At 59.7% G+C, this 18605-nt stretch carries 15 protein-coding genes; 6 read left to right on the top strand and 9 right to left on the bottom strand.

What is annotated here, in order from left to right; translation table 11 throughout:
- Window positions 1-23 precede the first annotated feature (23 nt).
- Window positions 24-989 carry a GGDEF domain-containing protein gene (locus AC3IUF_RS17735; RefSeq protein ID WP_007910596.1) on the top strand — a complete coding sequence of 322 codons (966 nt, stop codon included), beginning with the start codon at window positions 24-26 and terminating at the stop codon, window positions 987-989.
- Window positions 990-1262: 273 nt separating this feature from the next.
- Here the strand turns inward: AC3IUF_RS17735 and AC3IUF_RS17730 are convergent, their stop codons facing one another.
- Complete coding sequence (locus tag AC3IUF_RS17730; protein ID WP_007910594.1) at window positions 1263-1688, bottom strand: VOC family protein; 426 nt, start codon at window positions 1686-1688, stop codon at window positions 1263-1265.
- Between the two features lie 109 nt (window positions 1689-1797).
- Here AC3IUF_RS17730 and AC3IUF_RS17725 point away from each other — a divergent pair, with 109 nt between their 5' ends.
- Window positions 1798-2652, top strand: a complete 855-nt coding sequence (locus AC3IUF_RS17725; RefSeq protein ID WP_489278825.1) for a LysR family transcriptional regulator — start codon at window positions 1798-1800, stop codon at window positions 2650-2652.
- A 179-nt stretch (window positions 2653-2831) separates the two neighbouring features.
- On the opposite strand, the gene fabI is transcribed toward AC3IUF_RS17725, so the two are convergent.
- The 8 genes from fabI to gloB form a co-directional block, all read right to left on the bottom strand.
- Complete coding sequence (fabI, locus tag AC3IUF_RS17720) at window positions 2832-3626, bottom strand: enoyl-ACP reductase FabI (protein WP_007910591.1); 795 nt, start codon at window positions 3624-3626, stop codon at window positions 2832-2834.
- Window positions 3627-3645: 19 nt separating this feature from the next.
- Entirely contained in the window at window positions 3646-5256 is a 1611-nt protein-coding gene (locus tag AC3IUF_RS17715; RefSeq protein ID WP_095111844.1) for an ABC transporter ATP-binding protein, read from the bottom strand.
- Window position 5257: 1 nt separating this feature from the next.
- On the bottom strand, window positions 5258-6277 hold the full coding sequence (locus AC3IUF_RS17710) for an ABC transporter permease (RefSeq protein ID WP_095047909.1): 1020 nt from the start codon (window positions 6275-6277) through the stop codon (window positions 5258-5260).
- A 1-nt stretch (window position 6278) separates the two neighbouring features.
- Complete coding sequence (locus AC3IUF_RS17705; protein ID WP_095111845.1) at window positions 6279-7352, bottom strand: microcin C ABC transporter permease YejB; 1074 nt, start codon at window positions 7350-7352, stop codon at window positions 6279-6281.
- Between the two features lie 4 nt (window positions 7353-7356).
- Window positions 7357-9198, bottom strand: a complete 1842-nt coding sequence (locus AC3IUF_RS17700) for an extracellular solute-binding protein (RefSeq protein ID WP_489278823.1) — start codon at window positions 9196-9198, stop codon at window positions 7357-7359.
- The gene (locus AC3IUF_RS17695; RefSeq protein WP_489278822.1) at window positions 9195-11027 is read right to left on the bottom strand and encodes an extracellular solute-binding protein; all 1833 of its coding nucleotides are present in this window, start codon (window positions 11025-11027) and stop codon (window positions 9195-9197) included. Before AC3IUF_RS17695 ends, AC3IUF_RS17700 begins: the two co-directional genes overlap by 4 nt.
- A gap of 437 nt (window positions 11028-11464) precedes the next feature.
- Window positions 11465-12928 (bottom strand): transglycosylase SLT domain-containing protein, encoded by a 1464-nt coding sequence (locus AC3IUF_RS17690; protein ID WP_007910577.1) that lies wholly within the window; start codon window positions 12926-12928, stop codon window positions 11465-11467.
- Between the two features lie 99 nt (window positions 12929-13027).
- Complete coding sequence (gloB, locus tag AC3IUF_RS17685; protein ID WP_007910575.1) at window positions 13028-13795, bottom strand: hydroxyacylglutathione hydrolase; 768 nt, start codon at window positions 13793-13795, stop codon at window positions 13028-13030.
- A 66-nt stretch (window positions 13796-13861) separates the two neighbouring features.
- On the opposite strand from gloB, the gene AC3IUF_RS17680 reads away from it, so the two are divergent.
- The 4 genes from AC3IUF_RS17680 (at window position 13862) to AC3IUF_RS17665 (ending at window position 18595) form a co-directional block, all read left to right on the top strand.
- The gene (locus AC3IUF_RS17680; protein WP_007910573.1) at window positions 13862-14620 is read left to right on the top strand and encodes a class I SAM-dependent methyltransferase; all 759 of its coding nucleotides are present in this window, start codon (window positions 13862-13864) and stop codon (window positions 14618-14620) included.
- Window positions 14621-14710: 90 nt separating this feature from the next.
- Entirely contained in the window at window positions 14711-15181 is a 471-nt protein-coding gene (gene rnhA, locus AC3IUF_RS17675) for a ribonuclease HI (RefSeq protein ID WP_007910572.1), read from the top strand.
- A gap of 210 nt (window positions 15182-15391) precedes the next feature.
- Complete coding sequence (dnaQ, locus tag AC3IUF_RS17670; protein WP_007910571.1) at window positions 15392-16150, top strand: DNA polymerase III subunit epsilon; 759 nt, start codon at window positions 15392-15394, stop codon at window positions 16148-16150.
- A gap of 189 nt (window positions 16151-16339) precedes the next feature.
- Entirely contained in the window at window positions 16340-18595 is a 2256-nt protein-coding gene (locus AC3IUF_RS17665) for an Orn/Lys/Arg family decarboxylase (protein ID WP_489278821.1), read from the top strand.
- Window positions 18596-18605 lie beyond the last annotated feature (10 nt).

Raw genomic sequence — 18605 nt, 5'->3', positions numbered from 1 at the left:
ATTGTTGCCAATGGAGTGTGCTGATGCTGGTTCCAGGAAAACCTGCGAATGAAACGGCGCGCGTTCAAGCGTTGCACGGTCTTGAACTGCTCGATTCCGCCCCTGAAGAGCGTTTCGACCGACTGACACGGTTGGCGAAACGCCTGTTCAATGTGCCGATTGCACTGGTGACGCTGGTCGACACCAACCGGCAGTGGTTCAAATCGTGTGTGGGGCTTGATGTCAGCGAAACGCCGAGGGATGTTTCATTCTGCGGCCATGCAATTCTTAACGACGGCCTGCTGTTGGTGCCGGACGCCCGCGAGGATGTGCGCTTCCATGACAACCCGCTGGTCACCGGCGCGCCGAACATTCGCTTCTACGCCGGTTACCCGCTGACTGTGCCCAATGGCAATAAAATGGGCACGCTATGCCTGATCGACACCAAGCCCCGCGACCTCGACCAGGAAGAGCGTGCGCTGTTGCGTGATCTGGCGGAAATGGCCGAGCAAGAGTTGGCTGCTGTGCAGATCGCGAGCATGGATGAATTGACCTTGCTGTCCAATCGCCGTGGTTTCAAGCAACTGGCGCAGCATGCGCTGGACGCCTGCGCGCGCCTGGAGCGGCCGGCAACCTTGCTGTTTTTCGACCTCAATGACTTCAAGCAGATCAACGATCTGTATGGGCATGCCGAAGGTGACGGTGCGCTGAAGACCTTCGCCGATGTGCTGCGTATTGCCTTTCGCGAAAGTGACGTGGTCGGGCGGCTCGGTGGCGATGAGTTCGTTGCGCTGCTGACCGGCTCCAGCCATGTCGAAACCACAGCGATCATGGCGCGGCTCAAGGATATTCTCGAAGAGCGCAATGCCACGTTGCATCGCGGGTATGCGATTCGCTTCAGCGTCGGGCAGATCGAGTACGACGCCAAGCGCCATGAGACCGTGGATCGGCTGCTGGCGGATGCCGATAGTGCGATGTATGTGCACAAGCAGGCCTTGAAGCGTTGTTGATTCGGGCCTCATCGCTGGCAAGTCGAATCGTCGCACCGCAGCTCCCACCGGGATCTGCAGTGAACCGGGATTTTGTGAACACCCGAGAAACCTGTGGGAGCTGGCTTGCCAGCGATGGCGTCCGCACATTCAACATCGTCATCGGCTGACCCACCGCCATCGCGAGCAGGCTCACTCCTACAATGGTGTCGGGAGTTCTCAAAATCCCGGTTCACCACAAATCCATGTGGGAACTAGCCTGCTAGCGAATGCGTCAGCCCGAACCATACATATCTATTTGGCAAACAACTGCCCAATGTCCTTGAACGCCTTGAACTCCAGCGCATTGCCGCACGGGTCAAACAGAAACATCGTCGCCTGTTCCCCGACCAAACCCTGAAAGCGAATTCCCGGCTCAATCACAAACTTGGTCTCGAGCGACTGCAAACGCTCGGCCAGCGCCTCCCATTCCTGCATACCCAACACCACACCAAAATGCGGCACCGGCACGTCATGCCCGTCGACAGCGTTGGTATGCGCGGCCTCCTGCGAGGCGTTTTTCGGTGCCAGGTGAATCACCAGTTGATGACCAAAGAAATTGAAATCGACCCAGTGATCACTGGAGCGACCTTCCTCCAGACCAAACACCTCGCGATAAAAGTGCCGTGCGGCTGCGAGGTCATACACCGGAATGGCCAGATGAAAAGGGCTGAGCTGCATAGTGGGATTCTCGATCGGTTGGGTTGACTGAGTTTAATGCTGTGAAATGTGATTGAAAGACGATAGTTTTTGCGTCGAGCTCAAATTATTTCGATCAGTCGAGGTGCGCATGCTGCGTGAACTGAAGACCTTTCTTGCCGTGGCGCGGCATGGCACTTTCGCTGCGGCGGGGCTGCACATTGGCCTGACGCAATCGGCGGTCAGCGCGCAGATCCGCAATCTTGAACAGGCGTTGGGGATTCGCCTGTTCGACCGCACTGGCCGCCAGGCAATGCTCAATCCGGCGGGGCAGCGGGCGGTGCCGATGGCGCAGGAGATGCTGGCGATTTTTGGCCGCATGGCGGTCAGCGAGGACGTCAGTGAGTTTCGTGGCGAGCTGAAAATCGGTGCCGTGGCCACTGCGCAAACCGGGTTGTTGCCTCAGGCGTTATTGCGCTTGCGTCAACAGGCACCGGGGCTGGAGCCGAAACTGGTGCCGGGCGTGTCGTTGAATCTGCTCAGTCAGGTGGATGCCGGCGAGGTTGATCTGGCAATCATGATCAAGCCGCCGTTCGAACTGCCCAAAGAGCTGTCGGCGCAGGTGATCCGGCGTGAGCCGTTTGTGTTGATCGTGCCGCCGCAGGTCGATGGCAACGATCCGCTGCGGTTACTCGCCGAACGGCCGCATGTGCGCTACGACCGCAATTCGTTTGGCGGGCGATTGGTGACGCGGTTTCTGCGCGAGCAGCGCATAGAGGTCAACGTAGCGCTGGAGTTGGATGAACTGGAAGCGATCGTGAAAATGGTCGAGTCGGGGCTGGGTGTTTCACTGCTGCCCAAAGCAGGGCTGTGGCTGGAGCATCCGCTCAAGGTCAGAGTGATCGAGTTGGGCGAACTGACGTTCTATCGCGAGATGGTTTTGCTGCAGCGTTACAGTCAGCGCAATCAGCCGATTCAAAAGCTGTTCGCACAATGTCTGGAATAACCCCAATCCCCTTGTAGGAGTGAGCCTGCTCGCGATCGCGGTGGTCCAGAGACATGAATGTTGCTGACCCGACGCCATCGCGAGCAGGCTCACTCCTACAAGGGATTTGGGTTGTTCAAGAAATAGCAGGCATAAAAAAACCCGCCAGATTGGCGGGTTTTTTATTGGCTAAGCGAAGATCACTCTTCGATGTTGCCCATGGCGGTGGTGTTGAAGCCGCCGTCTACGTACATGATTTCGCCGCTGATGCCCGACGCCAGGTCGGAGCACAGGAAGGCGCCTGCGTTGCCGACTTCGTCGATGGTGACGTTGCGACGCAGCGGGGTTTGCGCTTCGTTGGCGGCCAGCATCTTGCGGAAGTTCTTGATGCCCGAGGCTGCCAGAGTACGGATCGGGCCAGCCGATACGCAGTTGACGCGGGTGCCGTCCGGGCCCAGGGAGCCGGCCAGGTAACGTACGCCAGCTTCCAGCGAAGCCTTGGCCATGCCCATCACGTTGTAGTTAGGCATGGTGCGCTCGGCGCCCAGGTACGACAGGGTCAGCAGGCTGCCGTTGCGGCCTTTCATCATTTCGCGGCCGGCCTTGGCCAGGGCCACGAAGCTGTAGGCGCTGATGTCGTGAGCGATGCGGAAACCGTCACGGGTGGTGGCTTCGGTGAAGTCGCCGTCCAGTTGGTCGCCCGGGGCGAAACCAACGGAGTGGACGATGCAATCCAGGCCGTCCCACTTCTTGCTCAGTGCTTCGAAGACCTTGGCGATTTCTTCATCGCTGGCCACGTCGCACGGGAAGCACAGCTCAGGGCTCGAACCCCAGCCTTGGGCGAATTCTTCAACACGACCTTTCAGTTTGTCGTTCTGATAAGTGAAGGCAAGCTCAGCGCCCTCGCGATGCATGGCGGCAGCGATGCCGGATGCGATGGACAGCTTGCTGGCGACACCGACGATCAGTACGCGCTTACCGGCGAGAAAACCCATGTGTTGCTCCTCTTTCAGGTTATTGCGCAGTGGCTGGTGCCAAAAAAGCGGCTTCCAGCAACTGCTGTGTATACGGATGTTGGGGGGCGGCAAAAATACTTTGCGCGTCTCCCTGTTCGACCACTTGGCCATGCTTGACCACCATCAGCTGGTGGCTCAGCGCTTTCACCACAGCCAGGTCATGGCTGATAAACAAATACGTCAGGTTGTACTTGGCTTGCAGTGAACGCAACAGCTCCACCACTTGCCGCTGCACCGTCCGGTCGAGCGCCGACGTCGGCTCGTCCAGCAGGATCAGCGCCGGTTTCAGCACCAAAGCCCGGGCAATGGCGATTCGTTGCCGTTGCCCACCGGAAAATTCGTGGGGGTAGCGGTGCCGGGTTTCCGGATCCAGACCTACCTCCTTCAATGCCGCAATAATCGCCGCCTCTTGCTCCTCGGCGGTGCCCATCTTGTGAATCCGCAGGCCTTCGCCAACGATGTCACTGACACACATGCGTGGGCTCAGGCTGCCAAACGGGTCCTGAAACACCACCTGCATCTCCCGACGCAACGGGCGAACCTCGTTCTGCGTCAGGCAGTCTAGCTGCTTGCCTTCAAAGCGGATCGCGCCTTTGCTGCCGATCAACCGCAAAATCGCCAGGCCCAGCGTGGATTTGCCGGAACCGCTTTCGCCGACAATCCCCAGGGTCTGACCCTGAGGCAGGCTGAAATTGATGCCGTCCACTGCCTTGACGTGATCCACCGTGCGCTTGAGCAGGCCTTTCTTGATCGGGAACCAGACTTTCAGGTCCTCGACCTCAAGCAGCGGCGCGCCGATTTTATTGCTCGCCGGGCCGCCGCTGGGCTCCGCGCCGAGCAATTCCCGAGTGTACGGATGCTGCGGCGAACGGAACAGCTCTGCGCACGATGCCTGTTCGACGATGCAACCGCGCTGCATGACACATACGCGATGCGCAATTCTTCGCACCAGGTTCAAATCGTGACTGATCAGTAACAGCGACATGCCTAATCTGGCCTGCAATTCCTTGAGCAAATCGAGGATTTTCAGCTGAACGGTCACGTCCAGAGCGGTGGTCGGTTCGTCGGCAATCAACAATTCCGGCTCGTTGGCCAGGGCCATGGCGATCATCACGCGCTGACGCTGTCCACCGGACAATTCATGGGGCAGGGCCTTGAGGCGCTTGTGCGGCTCGGGGATGCCGACCATCTCCAGCAGCTCCAAAGTGCGTTTGGTCGCCACTTTGCCGGTCAGGCCCTTGTGGATGCCGAGGACTTCGTTGATCTGCTTCTCGATCGAGTGCAGCGGATTCAGCGAGGTCATCGGCTCCTGAAAGATCATCGCGATACGATTACCGCGAATGTGCCGGATGGTTTTTTCACTGAGGCCCAGCAGGTTTTGCCCGGCGTAGTTGATGCTGCCGGCCGGATGGCGGGCCATCGGGTAGGGCAGCAGGCGCAGGATCGAATGCGCAGTCACCGATTTGCCCGAACCGGATTCGCCGACCAGCGCGAGGGTTTCGCCGCGTTTGATGTCGAAACTCACGCCTTCGACGACCCGGTGCACGCGCTCGCCGAAACCGAACTCGACGGCGAGGTCACGCACTTCGATCAGATTGTCCTGATTCATTTCACTTCCTCGGGTCGAAGGCATCGCGAGCGGACTCGCCGATAAACACCAGCAAACTCAACATCAATGCGAGTACGGCGAAGGCACTCATGCCCAGCCACGGCGCTTGCAGGTTGGATTTGCCCTGGGCGACCAGTTCACCCAGCGACGGACTGCCGGCCGGCAAGCCGAAACCGAGGAAGTCCAAAGCGGTGAGGGTGCCGATGGCGCCGGTGAGGATGAACGGCATAAACGTCATGGTCGAGACCATCGCATTGGGCAGGATATGGCGGAACATGATCGCGCCATTCTGCATGCCCAGCGCGCGCGCGGCGCGCACGTATTCGAGGTTGCGGCCACGGAGGAACTCGGCGCGCACCACGTCGACCAGGCTCATCCACGAGAACAGCAGCATGATCCCCAGCAGCCACCAGAAATTCGGCTGGACGAAACTGGCGAGGATGATCAGCAGATACAGCACCGGCAAACCCGACCAGATTTCCAGAAAACGTTGGCCGGCCAGATCGACCCAGCCGCCATAGAAACCCTGCAAGGCCCCGGCAATCACGCCGATGATCGAACTCAACACGGTCAACGTCAGCGCAAAAAGCACCGAAATGCGGAAGCCATAAATCACCCGCGCCAACACATCGCGGCCCTGATCGTCAGTACCCAGCAGATTGTCCGCCGACGGTGGCGCGGGCGCCGGGACTTTCAAGTCGTAGTTGATGCTCTGATAGCTGTAGGGAATCGGCGCCCACAGCACCCACGCATCCTTGGCCTTGAGCAGTTCGCGGATGTACGGGCTTTTGTAGTTGGCCTCCAGCGGGAATTCGCCGCCGAAGGCGGTTTCCGGGTAGCGCTTGATCGCCGGGAAGTACCAGTTGTTGTCGTAATGCACCACCAGCGGCTTGTCGTTGGCGATCAGCTCGGCACCGAGGCTCAGGCCGAACAGCACCAGAAACAGCCACAGCGACCACCAGCCGCGCTTGTTGGCTTTGAACAGTTCGAAGCGGCGGCGGTTGAGAGGGGACAGGTTCATCTCAATGCTCCCGGCTTTCGAAGTCGATGCGCGGATCGACCAAGGTGTAGGTGAGGTCGCCGATCAGTTTCACCACCAGCCCGAGGAGGGTGAAGATGAACAGGGTGCCGAACACCACCGGGTAATCGCGGTTGATCGCCGCTTCGAAACTCATCAGACCCAAACCGTCGAGGGAAAAGATCACTTCGACCAGCAAGGAGCCTGTGAAGAAGATGCCGATGAACGCCGACGGGAACCCGGCGATCACCAACAGCATGGCGTTGCGGAACACGTGGCCGTAGAGCACACGGTGGCGGGTCAGGCCTTTGGCCTTGGCGGTGACCACGTATTGCTTGTTGATTTCGTCGAGGAAGCTGTTTTTGGTCAGCAGGGTCATGGTCGCGAAGTTGCCGATCACCAGTGCGGTCACCGGCAGCGCGAGGTGCCAGAAGTAATCGAGGAGCTTGCCGCCGAAACTCAACTCATCGAAGTTGTTCGAGGTCAGGCCCCTTAGCGGGAACCAGTCGAGATAACTGCCGCCGGCAAACACCACGATCAGCAGGATCGCAAAGAGGAACGCCGGGATCGCGTAACCGACGATGATCGCCGAACTGGTCCACACATCGAAGTGGCTGCCGTGCCGCGTGGCCTTGGCGATCCCCAGCGGGATCGACACCAGGTACATGATCAGCGTGCTCCACAGCCCCAGCGAGATCGACACCGGCATCTTTTCCTTGATCAGGTCGATGACCTTGGCGTCGCGGAAAAAACTGTCGCCGAAATCCAGCTGCGCGTAGTTCTTGACCATGATCCACAGACGTTCCGGGGCCGATTTGTCGAACCCGTACATGTGCTCGATTTCCTTGATCAGCGCCGGGTCCAGGCCCTGCGCGCCGCGATAGGACGAACCAGCCACGGACACCTCGGCACCGCCGCCGGCAATGCGGCTGGTGGCGCCTTCGAAGCCTTCGAGCTTGGCGATCATCTGTTCCACCGGGCCACCGGGCGCGGCCTGAATGATCACGAAGTTGATCAGCAGAATGCCGAACAGCGTCGGGATGATCAGCAGCAGTCGCCGAAAAATATACGCCAGCATCTGATTACTCCGTGCCCGCAGGGTCGGCTTGCAGTTTGGTTTCGACTTCTATCGCCGGTTTCGCGTCAGGTTTGACCCACCAGGTGTTAATCCCGATGTCGTACTTGGGCGAGACCTTCGGGTGACCGATGTGATTCCAGTAAGCCACGCGCCAGGTCTTGATGTGCCAGTTGGGGATCACGTAGTAACCCCATTGCAGCACACGATCCAGCGCACGGGCATGGGCCACCAGGCTTTTGCGCGAGTCGGCGTTGATCAGGTTCTCGACCAGTTGATCGACGATCGGGTCTTTCAAACCCAAGGAATTGCGGCTGCTCGGTTTGTCGGCGGCGGCGCTCATCCAGTATTCGCGCTGCTCGTTACCCGGTGAGTTGGACTGCGGGAAGCTGCCGACCATCATGTCGAAATCCCGCGAACGCACGCGGTTGATGTACTGCGAAACGTCGACGCGACGGATTACCAGATCGATGCCGAGGTCGCTGAGGTTGCGCTTGAATGGCAGCAATACGCGCTCGAATTCGGTCTGCGCAAGGAGGAACTCGATGACCACCGGTTTGCCGGTGGCGTCGACCATTTTGTCGTCGACGATCTTCCAGCCAGCCTCTTGCAGCAGTTGATAGGCCTCGCGCTGTTGGGTGCGGATCATGCCGCTGGCGTCGGTCTTCGGGTTTTCGAACGCCTCACTGAACACCTGTGCCGGCAGCTTGCTGCGGAACGGCTCGAGGATCGCCCGCTGATCGGCGTCGGGCAGGCCGGTGGCGGCCATTTCCGAGTTCTCGAAATAGCTGCGGGTACGGAAATAGGCGCCGTTGAACAGTTGCTTGTTGGTCCATTCGAAGTCGAACAACAGGCCGAGCGCCTGGCGCACGCGCACGTCCTGAAACACTGGACGGCGCAAGTTGTAAACGAAGCCCTGCATGCCGGTCGGGTTGCTGTTGGCGATCTGTTCCTTGATCAAGCGGCCCTCGGTGACCGCCGGAATGTTGTAAGCGTTGGCCCAGTTTTTCGCGGTCATTTCCAGCCAGTAATCGAACTGCCCGGCCTTCAACGCTTCGAGGGCGACGGTGTTGTCGCGGTAGTAATCGGTGGTCATCGTGTCGAAATTGTAGAAACCACGGTTGACCGGCAGGTCCTTGCCCCAGTAATCCTTGACCCGCTCGTAGCGCACCGAGCGCCCGGCCTTTACTTCGGCGACCTTGTACGGGCCGCTGCCCAGCGGGATTTCCAGATTGCCCTTGTTGAAGTCGCGATCGGCCCACCAGTGTTTTGGCAGCACCGGCAACTGGCCGAGGATCAGCGGCAACTCGCGGTTGTTGCTGTGTTTGAACTTGAACAGCACTTTCAGCGGGTCTTCAGCGATGACTTCGGAGACGTCGCTGTAGTAGCCGCGAAACATCGGCGAGCCTTCCTTGGTTAGCGTGTTGAAGCTGAACACTACGTCATCGGCGCGCACCGGGTGGCCGTCATGAAAACGGGCTTCGGGGCGCAGGTAGAAACGTACCCAGCTGTTGTCCGGGGCCTTTTCGATTTTGCCGGCGATCAGGCCGTATTCGGTAAAGGGCTCATCGAGGCTGTGCTTGGTCAGGGTGTCGTAGATCTGCCCGATATCATCGGCGGGCACGCCTTTGCTGATAAACGGGTTGAGGCTGTCGAAGCCACCAAAACCGGCCTGACGAAAGATGCCGCCCTTCGGCGCGTCCGCGTTTACGTAATCAAACTGTTTGAAATCGGCCGGGTATTTCGGCGGCTCGTTGTACAGGGTCACGGCGTGTTGCGGGGCGGCCAAGGCCAGCCCGGCGAACAGCAGGCCGCTGGCCTGGACGAGCAGGGCGCGGATAGGGTTCATCGATCTTTCTCCGAAGACTTCAGCCACCACGCGCTCAGGCCCAGGGTGTAGGGCGGCGTGGTGACGAAGGCCAACCGGTTGCGGTAGGCCAGGCGGTGATAATTCAGATACCAGTTGGGAATGCTGTAGTGCTGCCAGAGCAGCACGCGGTCGAGCGCCTTGCCTGCGGCGACTTGTTCGTCGCGGGTGCGCGCGGCGAGCAGTTGTTCGAGCAGGTGATCGACCACCGGGTTGGCGATGCCTGCGTAATTCTTGCTGCCCTTGACGCTCACCTGGCTGGAGTGGAAGTACTGCCACTGCTCAAGACCCGGGCTTAGGGTCTGGTTGAGCGTCATCGAGATCATGTCGAAATCAAATTGATCGAGGCGCTGCTTGTACTGCGCCCGATCCACGGTGCGCAGGCGCGCGTCGATGCCGATGCTGTTGAGATTCTCGATGTAGGGCTGGTACAGGCGCTCGAGGTTCGGATTGACCAGCAGCAGTTCGAACCGCAGCGGTTGGCCGCTAGCGTTTTGCAGACGCTGACCGTTGAGCTTCCAGCCGGCTTCAGCGAGCAATGCCAAGGCTTTGCGCATGGTTTCCCGCGGGATGCCGCGACCGTCGGTTTTTGGCAAAGTGAACGGCTCGGTGAACAGCTTGGCCGGCAGTTGTTCCTTGTACGGTTTGAGCATCAGCCATTCATGCCCGACCGGCAGGCCGGAGGTTGTGAATTCACTGTTGGGGTAGTAGCTGGTGGTGCGTTTGTAGGCATCGCTGAACAGCGCGCGATTGGTCCACTCGAAGTCGAACATCAGGCCCAGCGCTTCGCGGGTCTTTACGTCGGCGAACGTCGCGCGGCGGGTGTTCATGAACAGGCCCTGACTCTGGGTCGGGATCTGATGCGGGATCTGCGCCTTGATCACATCGCCACGGCGCACGGCAGGGAAGTTGTAGCCGTTGGCCCAATTCTTCGCCTGATGCTCGATGTAGATGTCGAACTCGCCAGCCTTGAACGCTTCGAAGGCCACGTCGCTGTCGCGGTAAAACTCGACTTCCATGCGATCGAAGTTGTACTTACCGCGATTGACCGCCAGGTCCTTGCCCCAGTAATCCTTGACCCGCTCGAAGATCAACTGCCGGCCCGGCGTCACCGAAGTGATGCGATAGGGGCCGCTGCCCAGTGGCGGTTCGAAGGTGGTGGCCTTGAAGTCGCGGTCTTTCCAGTAATGCTGCGGCAGCACCGGCAATTCGCCGAGGCGCAGAATCAACAGCGGATTGCCCGAGCGCTTGAGCACGAAGCGAATGCGCTGTTTGTTGAGAATGTCGACCCGCAGCACTTCCTGCAACGCGGTGCGGTACAGCGGATGGCCGTCCTTGAGCAGCGTTCGATAGGAGAACGCTACGTCGTAGGCGGTGATCGGCGTGCCATCGTGAAAACGCGCCTCGGGACGCAGATTGAAGACGACCCAGCTGCGATCTTCGCTGTACTCCACCGATTGCGCGATCAAGCCGTAACTCGACGCCGGTTCGTCGCCGGACGGCGAATACTGGCCGGTGCCGACCATCAACGGCTCGTTCAGCTCGTTGATGCCGTACTGGAGGAAATTCGCTGTGGTGACCGGGCTGGTGCCCTTGAAGGTGTACGGATTGACCGTATCGAAGGTGCCGAACGCCATCACCCGCAACGTACCGCCCTTGGGCGCTTGCGGGTTGACCCAGTCGAAGTGGGTAAATCTGGCCGGGTACTTGAGCGTGCCGAACTGCGCATAACCGTGACTTTCGGTAATCGTCGCGCTTGCGGTTGAGCTCAAGGCCAGGCTGATCAGGAGCAGGAGGAGGGCACGCTTCAAGTCAGATCCGATCCAGGCGGCTTGGGCTTAGTGGGCCGTACAGTAACAGCTTGTCTGGACAGGAAAAAGATGCGGGTTAATGCGGGGTTAATCGTTTGCGCGAAGAGCCCCTCACCCTAACCCTCTCCCAGAGGGAGAGGGGACTGACCGAGTTGTTTCTTCGAGCTACGCCGACCTGAACCGTCGAGTCGAACTCACGGTTTGAAAAGCCCCTCACCCTAACCCTCTCCCGGAGGGAGAGGGGACTGAAAGTGGTGTCTAGGCGAATTGCACCGACGTGCGATATCGAGCTGAACTCAGATTTTGAAAAGCCCCCGATCGGCTCCCTTTCCCCCTCTACCCCTTGGGGGAGAGGGCTGGGGTGAGGGGGATCGATCTAAAGCACGCCACAAAATCCGAACCAAAAAAAAGCCCCTGAAAATTCAGGGGCTCGTCTGTCAGTGCGGCTGATAAACCGTGAGCATCTGCCCCGGCTTCAATGCTTTACCCGCACCCGGATTCCAGCGCTTGAGATGCTGCATCTCAACGTTGAAGCGCTTGGCTACCACGTACAGCGTATCGCCGCGTTTGACCTTGTACTGAGTCTGCTGCGCGCTGTCGTCCTTGCCTTTGCTCTTGCTGTTGGCCGCAATCACCGTGTTCACACGGCCGGACTTGCGAGCCGGAGCACGCTTGGTGGTGTCCTGCATGACCAGAGTCTGGCCAACTTTGAGGTTCTTGCCGGTCAGCTTGTTCCAGCGTTGCAGATCCTTGACTTCGACCTTGTTGGCCTTGGCAATGGAACCGAGGTTGTCGCCACGCTTCACGCGATAAGCCCGCTTGAGCTTGGCCACTTCCGATGGGTCAGCACCCTCGAACACTGGCTTCAGCGAACGCGGGCTGATCAGTTCGTCAGGCCGCATGGTCTGCAAACTGGCGGTCAGCAATTGCGCCTTCGACGTTGGCACCAGCAAATGCTGAGGGCCATCGATGGTGGTGCGTTGCTTGAAGGCCGGGTTGAGCTGGAACAGTTCGTCTTCGTCGATGTTGGCAACCGCGGCGACTTTGGACAAATCCATGCGCTGGTTGATTTCGACGACCTGGAAGTACGGTTCGTTGGCAATCGGGTTGAGGTTCACGCCGTAAGCTTCCGGCGCCAGCACCACTTGCGACAGTGCCAGCAACTTCGGCACGTACGCCTGGGTTTCCGCCGGCAGCGGCAGGTTCCAGTAATCGGTGGGCAGGCCAAGCTTTTCGTTACGTTCGATGGCGCGGCTGACCGTGCCTTCACCGGCGTTATATGCCGCCAATGCCAGCAACCAGTCACCGTTGAACATGTCGTGCAGACGGGTCAGGTAATCCATCGCTGCCGTGGTCGAAGCGGTGATATCGCGACGGCCATCATAGAAGCGGGTCTGACGCAGGTTGAAGTAACGCCCGGTGGACGGAATGAATTGCCACAGACCCACCGCATCGGCCCGCGAATAGGCCATCGGGTTATAGGCGCTTTCAATCACTGGCAGCAGGGCCAGTTCCAGCGGCATGTTGCGTTCTTCGAGGCGTTCGACGATGTAGTGAATATAGAGACTGCCGCGTTCGCCGGCGTTCTCGAGGAAAGAGGGATTGCTGGCGAACCACAGGCGCTGTTGCTCGATGCGCGGGTTGACGCCGAGGCCTTCCTGCAGCTGAAAGCCCTGGCGCATGCGTTCCCAGATGTCCTGGGGAACCTGTGGGCTGGGCTTTTCGGTCAGCCAGATCGGCTTCTGCTTGGCTCGCGCAGCAATGTTCGGCGTATGGGTCGCTTCAGTCTGCGGAGCATGGCTGGAACAGCCCGCCAGCGTGGCGGACACAGCCACCGCGATGGCTTGCGCCAGGCGGGTCAATGCGTCTGAATTGACGGACTTACGTATGGATGACGACATTGGCTGGAAGTAAGTTCCGGGCAAAAATGTCGGGGGATTCTAGAAAGCGCACCCCCCTAGGTCAACCATTCAGAATTTTTGTACCAAGCGGCGGGGTACTTAGAACTTATCTTTCCAGGCCCGCAGAGCCGCAAATACCTCACTCGGCGCCCGGTTTTGAGCGCCTGCCCGTTCGTCCACTTTTTGTGTAACTAATGTTTCAGTGGTGCGCAAAAACGGGTTTGTGAGCTTTTCCAGGGCGAGCGTCGAGGGCAGGGTCATCACACCGTTTTGCCGCTGCTGGGTGACTTTTTCCAGACGGGCGGTAATGTCCGGGTTCGTCGGTTCGACGGCGGCGGCAAACTTGAGATTGCTCAGAGTGTATTCATGCGTGCAGTAGACCAGCGTATCTTCCGGTAACGCTGCAAGGCGGCTGAGAGAATGGTGCATTTGCTCCGGCGTGCCCTCGAACAGGCGACCGCAACCGGCGGCGAACAGGGTGTCGCCGCAGAACAGCAGGCCGTGGTGGTAATAGGCAATGTGTCCCAGGGTGTGACCGGGCACCGCATAGACGTCGAAGTCCCAGCCGAGCACGCTGACCGTGTCGTTGTCCTTGAGCGCCACATCGCGCCCCGGAATGTTTTCGCTGGCCGGGCCGTAGACCTTGGCGCCGGTCGCCGCTTTCAGGCGTTCGACGCCGCCGACGTGATCATGATGGTGGTGGGTGATCAGAATGTCGCTCAACACCCAGCCCGGGTGCGCTGCAAGCCATGCCTGTACCGGCGCGGCATCGCCCGGATCGACCACCGCGCAGCGCTGGGTGCGGTGATCCTGTAACAACCAGATGTAGTTGTCGGTGAACGCGGGCAGGGCACTGATCTGTATCATCGTCGGAATTCGCCAAGCGGAAAACATTGGCGCATCTTAGTAGTTCCTGGCGCTTTGGAGAATGCGATGAGTGATAAAGCGTTCGCACAGGCTGATCCTGACTGGCTGGCCCTGATCGGTGCAGCCCGTGAATGGCTGTCCGGCCCGCTCGGGCAATTTCTGCTCGATGAAGAGCGGCGCATGCTCGAAGACGAGTTGGGCCGGTTCTTTGGCGGTTATCTGGTGCATTACGGCCCCTCGGCCGAAACCCCGCCGGCGGCGCCGCAAGTACAGCGCAATGTGCGCCTCGGTGCGCCGTTGCCGGGGGTCGAGATTGTCTGCGAAGAGCAAGCCTGGCCGCTGAGCGAGCATGCCGCCGATGTGGTGGTGATGCAGCACGGCCTGGATTTCTGCCTGTCGCCTCATGGTTTGCTGCGTGAAGCAGCGAGCAGCGTGCGCCCCGGCGGGCATTTGCTGATCATCGGTATCAACCCGTGGAGCACCTGGGGTCTGCGCCATGTTTTCGCCCACGACGCCTTGCGTCAGGCGCGCTGCATCTCGCCGTCGCGGGTGGCCGACTGGCTCAATCTGCTGGGCTTTGCGCTGGAGAAACGCCGCTTCGGGTGCTATCGTCCGCCGCTCGCGTCACCCAAGTGGCAGGCCCGTCTGGCCGGCTGGGAACGCAAGGCCGGTGACTGGCAGCTGTCGGGCGGTGGCTTCTATTTATTGGTCGCGCGCAAGATCGTCGTGGGGCTCAGGCCGTTGCGGCAGGAACGTCGCGAGCCGATGGGCAAGCTGATTCCGCTGCCGATGGCCAAGGTCAACCGCCGCCGCATCGAACCGTAAACCTTCTTTTATTTGTGGCCGGGCTTGTCCCGGCCTCGGTCATTGTCGATCCGTGATCGGCAAGACAGGCATTTTTCTGGATAGAGTGGCATGAGCGAAAGCGTTGAAAGCGTCGACACCGTAGAACTGTTCACTGACGGCGCCTGCAAGGGCAACCCCGGCCCGGGCGGTTGGGGCGCCTTGCTGGTGTGCAAGGGCGTCGAAAAGGAGTTGTGGGGCGGCGAAGCCAACACCACCAACAACCGTATGGAACTGCTCGGCGCGATCCGTGGCCTCGAAGCCTTGAAGCGTCCGTGCGAAGTGCTGCTGGTGACTGACTCGCAGTATGTGATGAAGGGCATCAACGAGTGGATGGCCAACTGGAAAAAACGTGGCTGGAAAACCGCCGCGAAAGAGCCGGTGAAGAACGCTGATCTGTGGAAAGAGCTGGACGAGCAGGTCAACCGCCACAAAGTCACCTGGAAATGGGTGCGTGGGCACATTGGTCATCACGGTAACGAGCGGGCGGACCAGTTGGCTAACCGTGGTGTCGACGAAGTGCGCGGTTACAAGCAGAGCTGATTTTGCCGTTACACCGTGGCGCGGCCTTCGCGAGCAGGCTCGCTCCCACAGGGAAATGCATTCCAGATCTGATGCCCTAAGTTGGAATGCATTCCAATGTGGGAGCGAGCCTGCTCGCGAATGGGACGCCACGGTCTGACTGAAACACCCCACCGAGCGTGTTAACATCCGCGTTTTTTGCAAGATCGACCCGTTGAGAGCTGAACACTGATGGCCACCAGATCCGTTGTACTCGATACCGAAACCACCGGCATGCCGGTGACCGATGGTCACCGGATCATTGAAATCGGCTGTGTCGAACTGATCGGCCGACGCCTGACGGGCCGGCATTTTCACGTTTATCTGCAGCCGGATCGCGAGAGTGATGAAGGCGCCATCGGCGTTCACGGCATCACCAACGAGTTCCTGGTCGGCAAGCCACGCTTTGCCGAAGTCGCCGATGAGTTTTTCGAGTTCATCAAAGGCGCGCAGCTGATCATCCACAACGCGGCGTTCGACGTTGGCTTCATCAACAACGAATTCGCCTTGATGGGCCAGCAGGATCGCGCTGACATCACCCAGCACTGCTCGATCCTCGACACCCTCATGATGGCCCGGGAACGTCACCCGGGGCAGCGCAACAGCCTCGATGCGTTGTGCAAACGCTACGGCGTTGACAACTCCGGTCGTGAACTGCACGGCGCTTTGCTCGACTCGGAGATTCTTGCCGACGTCTACCTGACCATGACAGGCGGCCAGACCAGCCTGTCGCTGGCGGGTAATGCGTCTGACGGCAATGGTACGGGCGATGGTGCGGATAACTCGGCGACCGAGATTCGTCGTTTGCCGGCGGATCGCCAGCCAGCGCGAATCATTCGTGCGACGGAAGAGGAGCTGGCGGCGCATCTGGTGCGGTTGGAGATCATTGCCAAGTCTGCCGGTGGCCCGGCGTTATGGACGCAGATCGCCGAAGCCGACGCCCAGGCCTGAAGATCAAGAGATCGCAGCCTGCGGCAGCTCCTACATTGAAATGTGATCCCCTGTAGGAGCTGCCGAAGGCTGCGATCTTTTGTTTTTAGCGGTATGAAGCCAAGTGGCCACCCTCGCCACTTTCGCTGCAACCCTCTACCCTGAGTGCATTGGCCGATTCAATTCTGCCGCCTCGGGACACTGAGCCTCATGTACAAAGATTTGAAGTTTCCGGTGTTGATCGTCCATCGCGACATCAAGGCCGACACGGTCGCGGGTGACCGTATCCGTGGCATCGCCCGGGAGTTGGAGCAGGAAGGTTTCAATATCGTTTCGGCCATCGACTACACCGAAGGACGGTTGGTGGCATCGACTCACCATGGCCTCGCGTGCATGCTGATTGCCGCCGAGGACGCCAGCACTAACTCGCATCTGTTGCAGAACATGGCCGAACTGATCGGTCTGGCACGGGTGCGTGCGCCGGATCTGCCGATCTTCGCCCTCGGCGAGCAGGTCACCCTGGAAAATGCCCCGGCCGATGCCATGGCCGAGCTCAATCAATTGCGCGGCATTCTCTATCTGTTCGAGGACACCGTGCCGTTTCTGGCGCGGCAAGTGGCGCGGGCGGCGCGCAAGTATCTGGATGGCTTGCTGCCGCCGTTTTTCAAGGCGCTGGTGCAGCATACGGCGGACTCCAATTATTCCTGGCACACCCCCGGCCATGGCGGCGGCGTGGCGTATCACAAGAGTCCGGTGGGGCAGGCGTTCCATCAGTTCTTCGGTGAAAACACCCTGCGTTCGGATTTGTCGGTGTCGGTGCCAGAGCTTGGTTCGCTGCTCGATCACACCGGGCCGCTCGCCGAAGCGGAAGCGCGGGCGGCGCGCAATTTCGGCGCCGATCACACCTTTTTCGTGATCAATGGCACCTCGACCGCCAACAAGATTGTCTGGCACTCGATGGTCGGGCGCGATGATCTGGTGCTGGTCGATCGCAACTGCCACAAGTCGGTGTTGCACGCCATCATCATGACCGGCGCCATTCCGTTGTACCTGTGCCCGGAGCGCAATGAGCTGGGGATTATCGGGCCGATTCCGCTGAGCGAATTCAGCCGCGAATCGATTCAAGCGAAGATCGATGCCAGCCCGCTGACCAAGGGCCGCACAGCGAAAGTCAAACTCGCCGTGGTCACCAACTCGACCTACGATGGCCTCTGTTACAACGCCGAGTTGATCAAGCAAAGCCTTGGCACCAGCGTCGAAGTGCTGCATTTCGATGAAGCCTGGTACGCCTACGCGGCGTTTCATGAATTCTTCACCGGGCGCTACGGCATGGCCACCTCGCGCAGCGAAGACAGCCCGCTGGTATTCACCACGCATTCCACGCACAAACTGCTGGCGGCGTTCAGTCAGGCGTCGATGATTCATGTGCAGGACGGCGGCGCGCGGCAACTCGACCGCGACCGTTTCAATGAAGCGTTCATGATGCACATTTCGACCTCGCCGCAGTACAGCATCATCGCTTCGCTGGACGTGGCGTCGGCGATGATGGAAGGCCCGGCCGGGCGTTCGCTGTTGCAGGAAACCTTCGACGAAGCCCTGAGCTTTCGTCGCGCGCTGGCCAATCTGCGTCAGCACATTGCCGCCGATGACTGGTGGTTTTCGATCTGGCAGCCGCCGGGTGTCGAAGGCATTGATCGCGTGCAGACCGAGGACTGGCTGCTGCAACCGGATGCCGATTGGCATGGTTTCGGCGAAGTCAGTGACGATTACGTGTTGCTCGATCCGATCAAGGTCACCCTCGTCATGCCGGGGCTCAATGCCGGTGGCGCGCTGAGCGAGAAGGGCATACCGGCGGCGGTGGTCAGCAAGTTTCTTTGGGAGCGCGGCCTGGTGGTAGAGAAGACCGGGCTGTATTCGTTCCTGGTGCTGTTCTCGATGGGTATTACCAAAGGCAAGTGGAGCACGCTGCTCACCGAACTGCTGGAGTTCAAGCGCAGCTACGATGCGAATGTGCGCCTCGACACCTGCCTGCCGTGTGTGGCTCAGCAAGACGCCGCGCGTTATCGCGGCATGGGCCTGCGCGATTTGTGCGATCAATTGCACGCCTGCTACCGCAGCAATGCCACAGCCAAACACCTGAAACGCATGTATACCGTGCTGCCGGAAATTGCCATGAAACCGGCCCACGCCTACGATCATCTGGTGCGCGGCGAAGTCGAAGCGGTGCCGATCGATGAGCTGGAAGGCAGGGTTGCGGCGGTCATGCTAGTACCGTATCCGCCGGGCATTCCGCTGATCATGCCCGGCGAACGCTTTACCGAATCGACCCGATCGATTATTGATTACCTGAAATTTGCTCGCACGTTCGATAGCAGCTTCCCCGGTTTTGTCGCGGATGTGCATGGATTGCAGCACGAAGATGAAGGCAATGGGCGGCAATACACCGTCGATTGCGTCAAGGAATGAGGACTTTTCC

This window comes from Pseudomonas sp. KH_040 (genome assembly GCF_057839305.1).
Note: the sequence above shows the minus strand (reverse complement) of the source record. Positions and strands in the feature narration are given on the sequence as shown.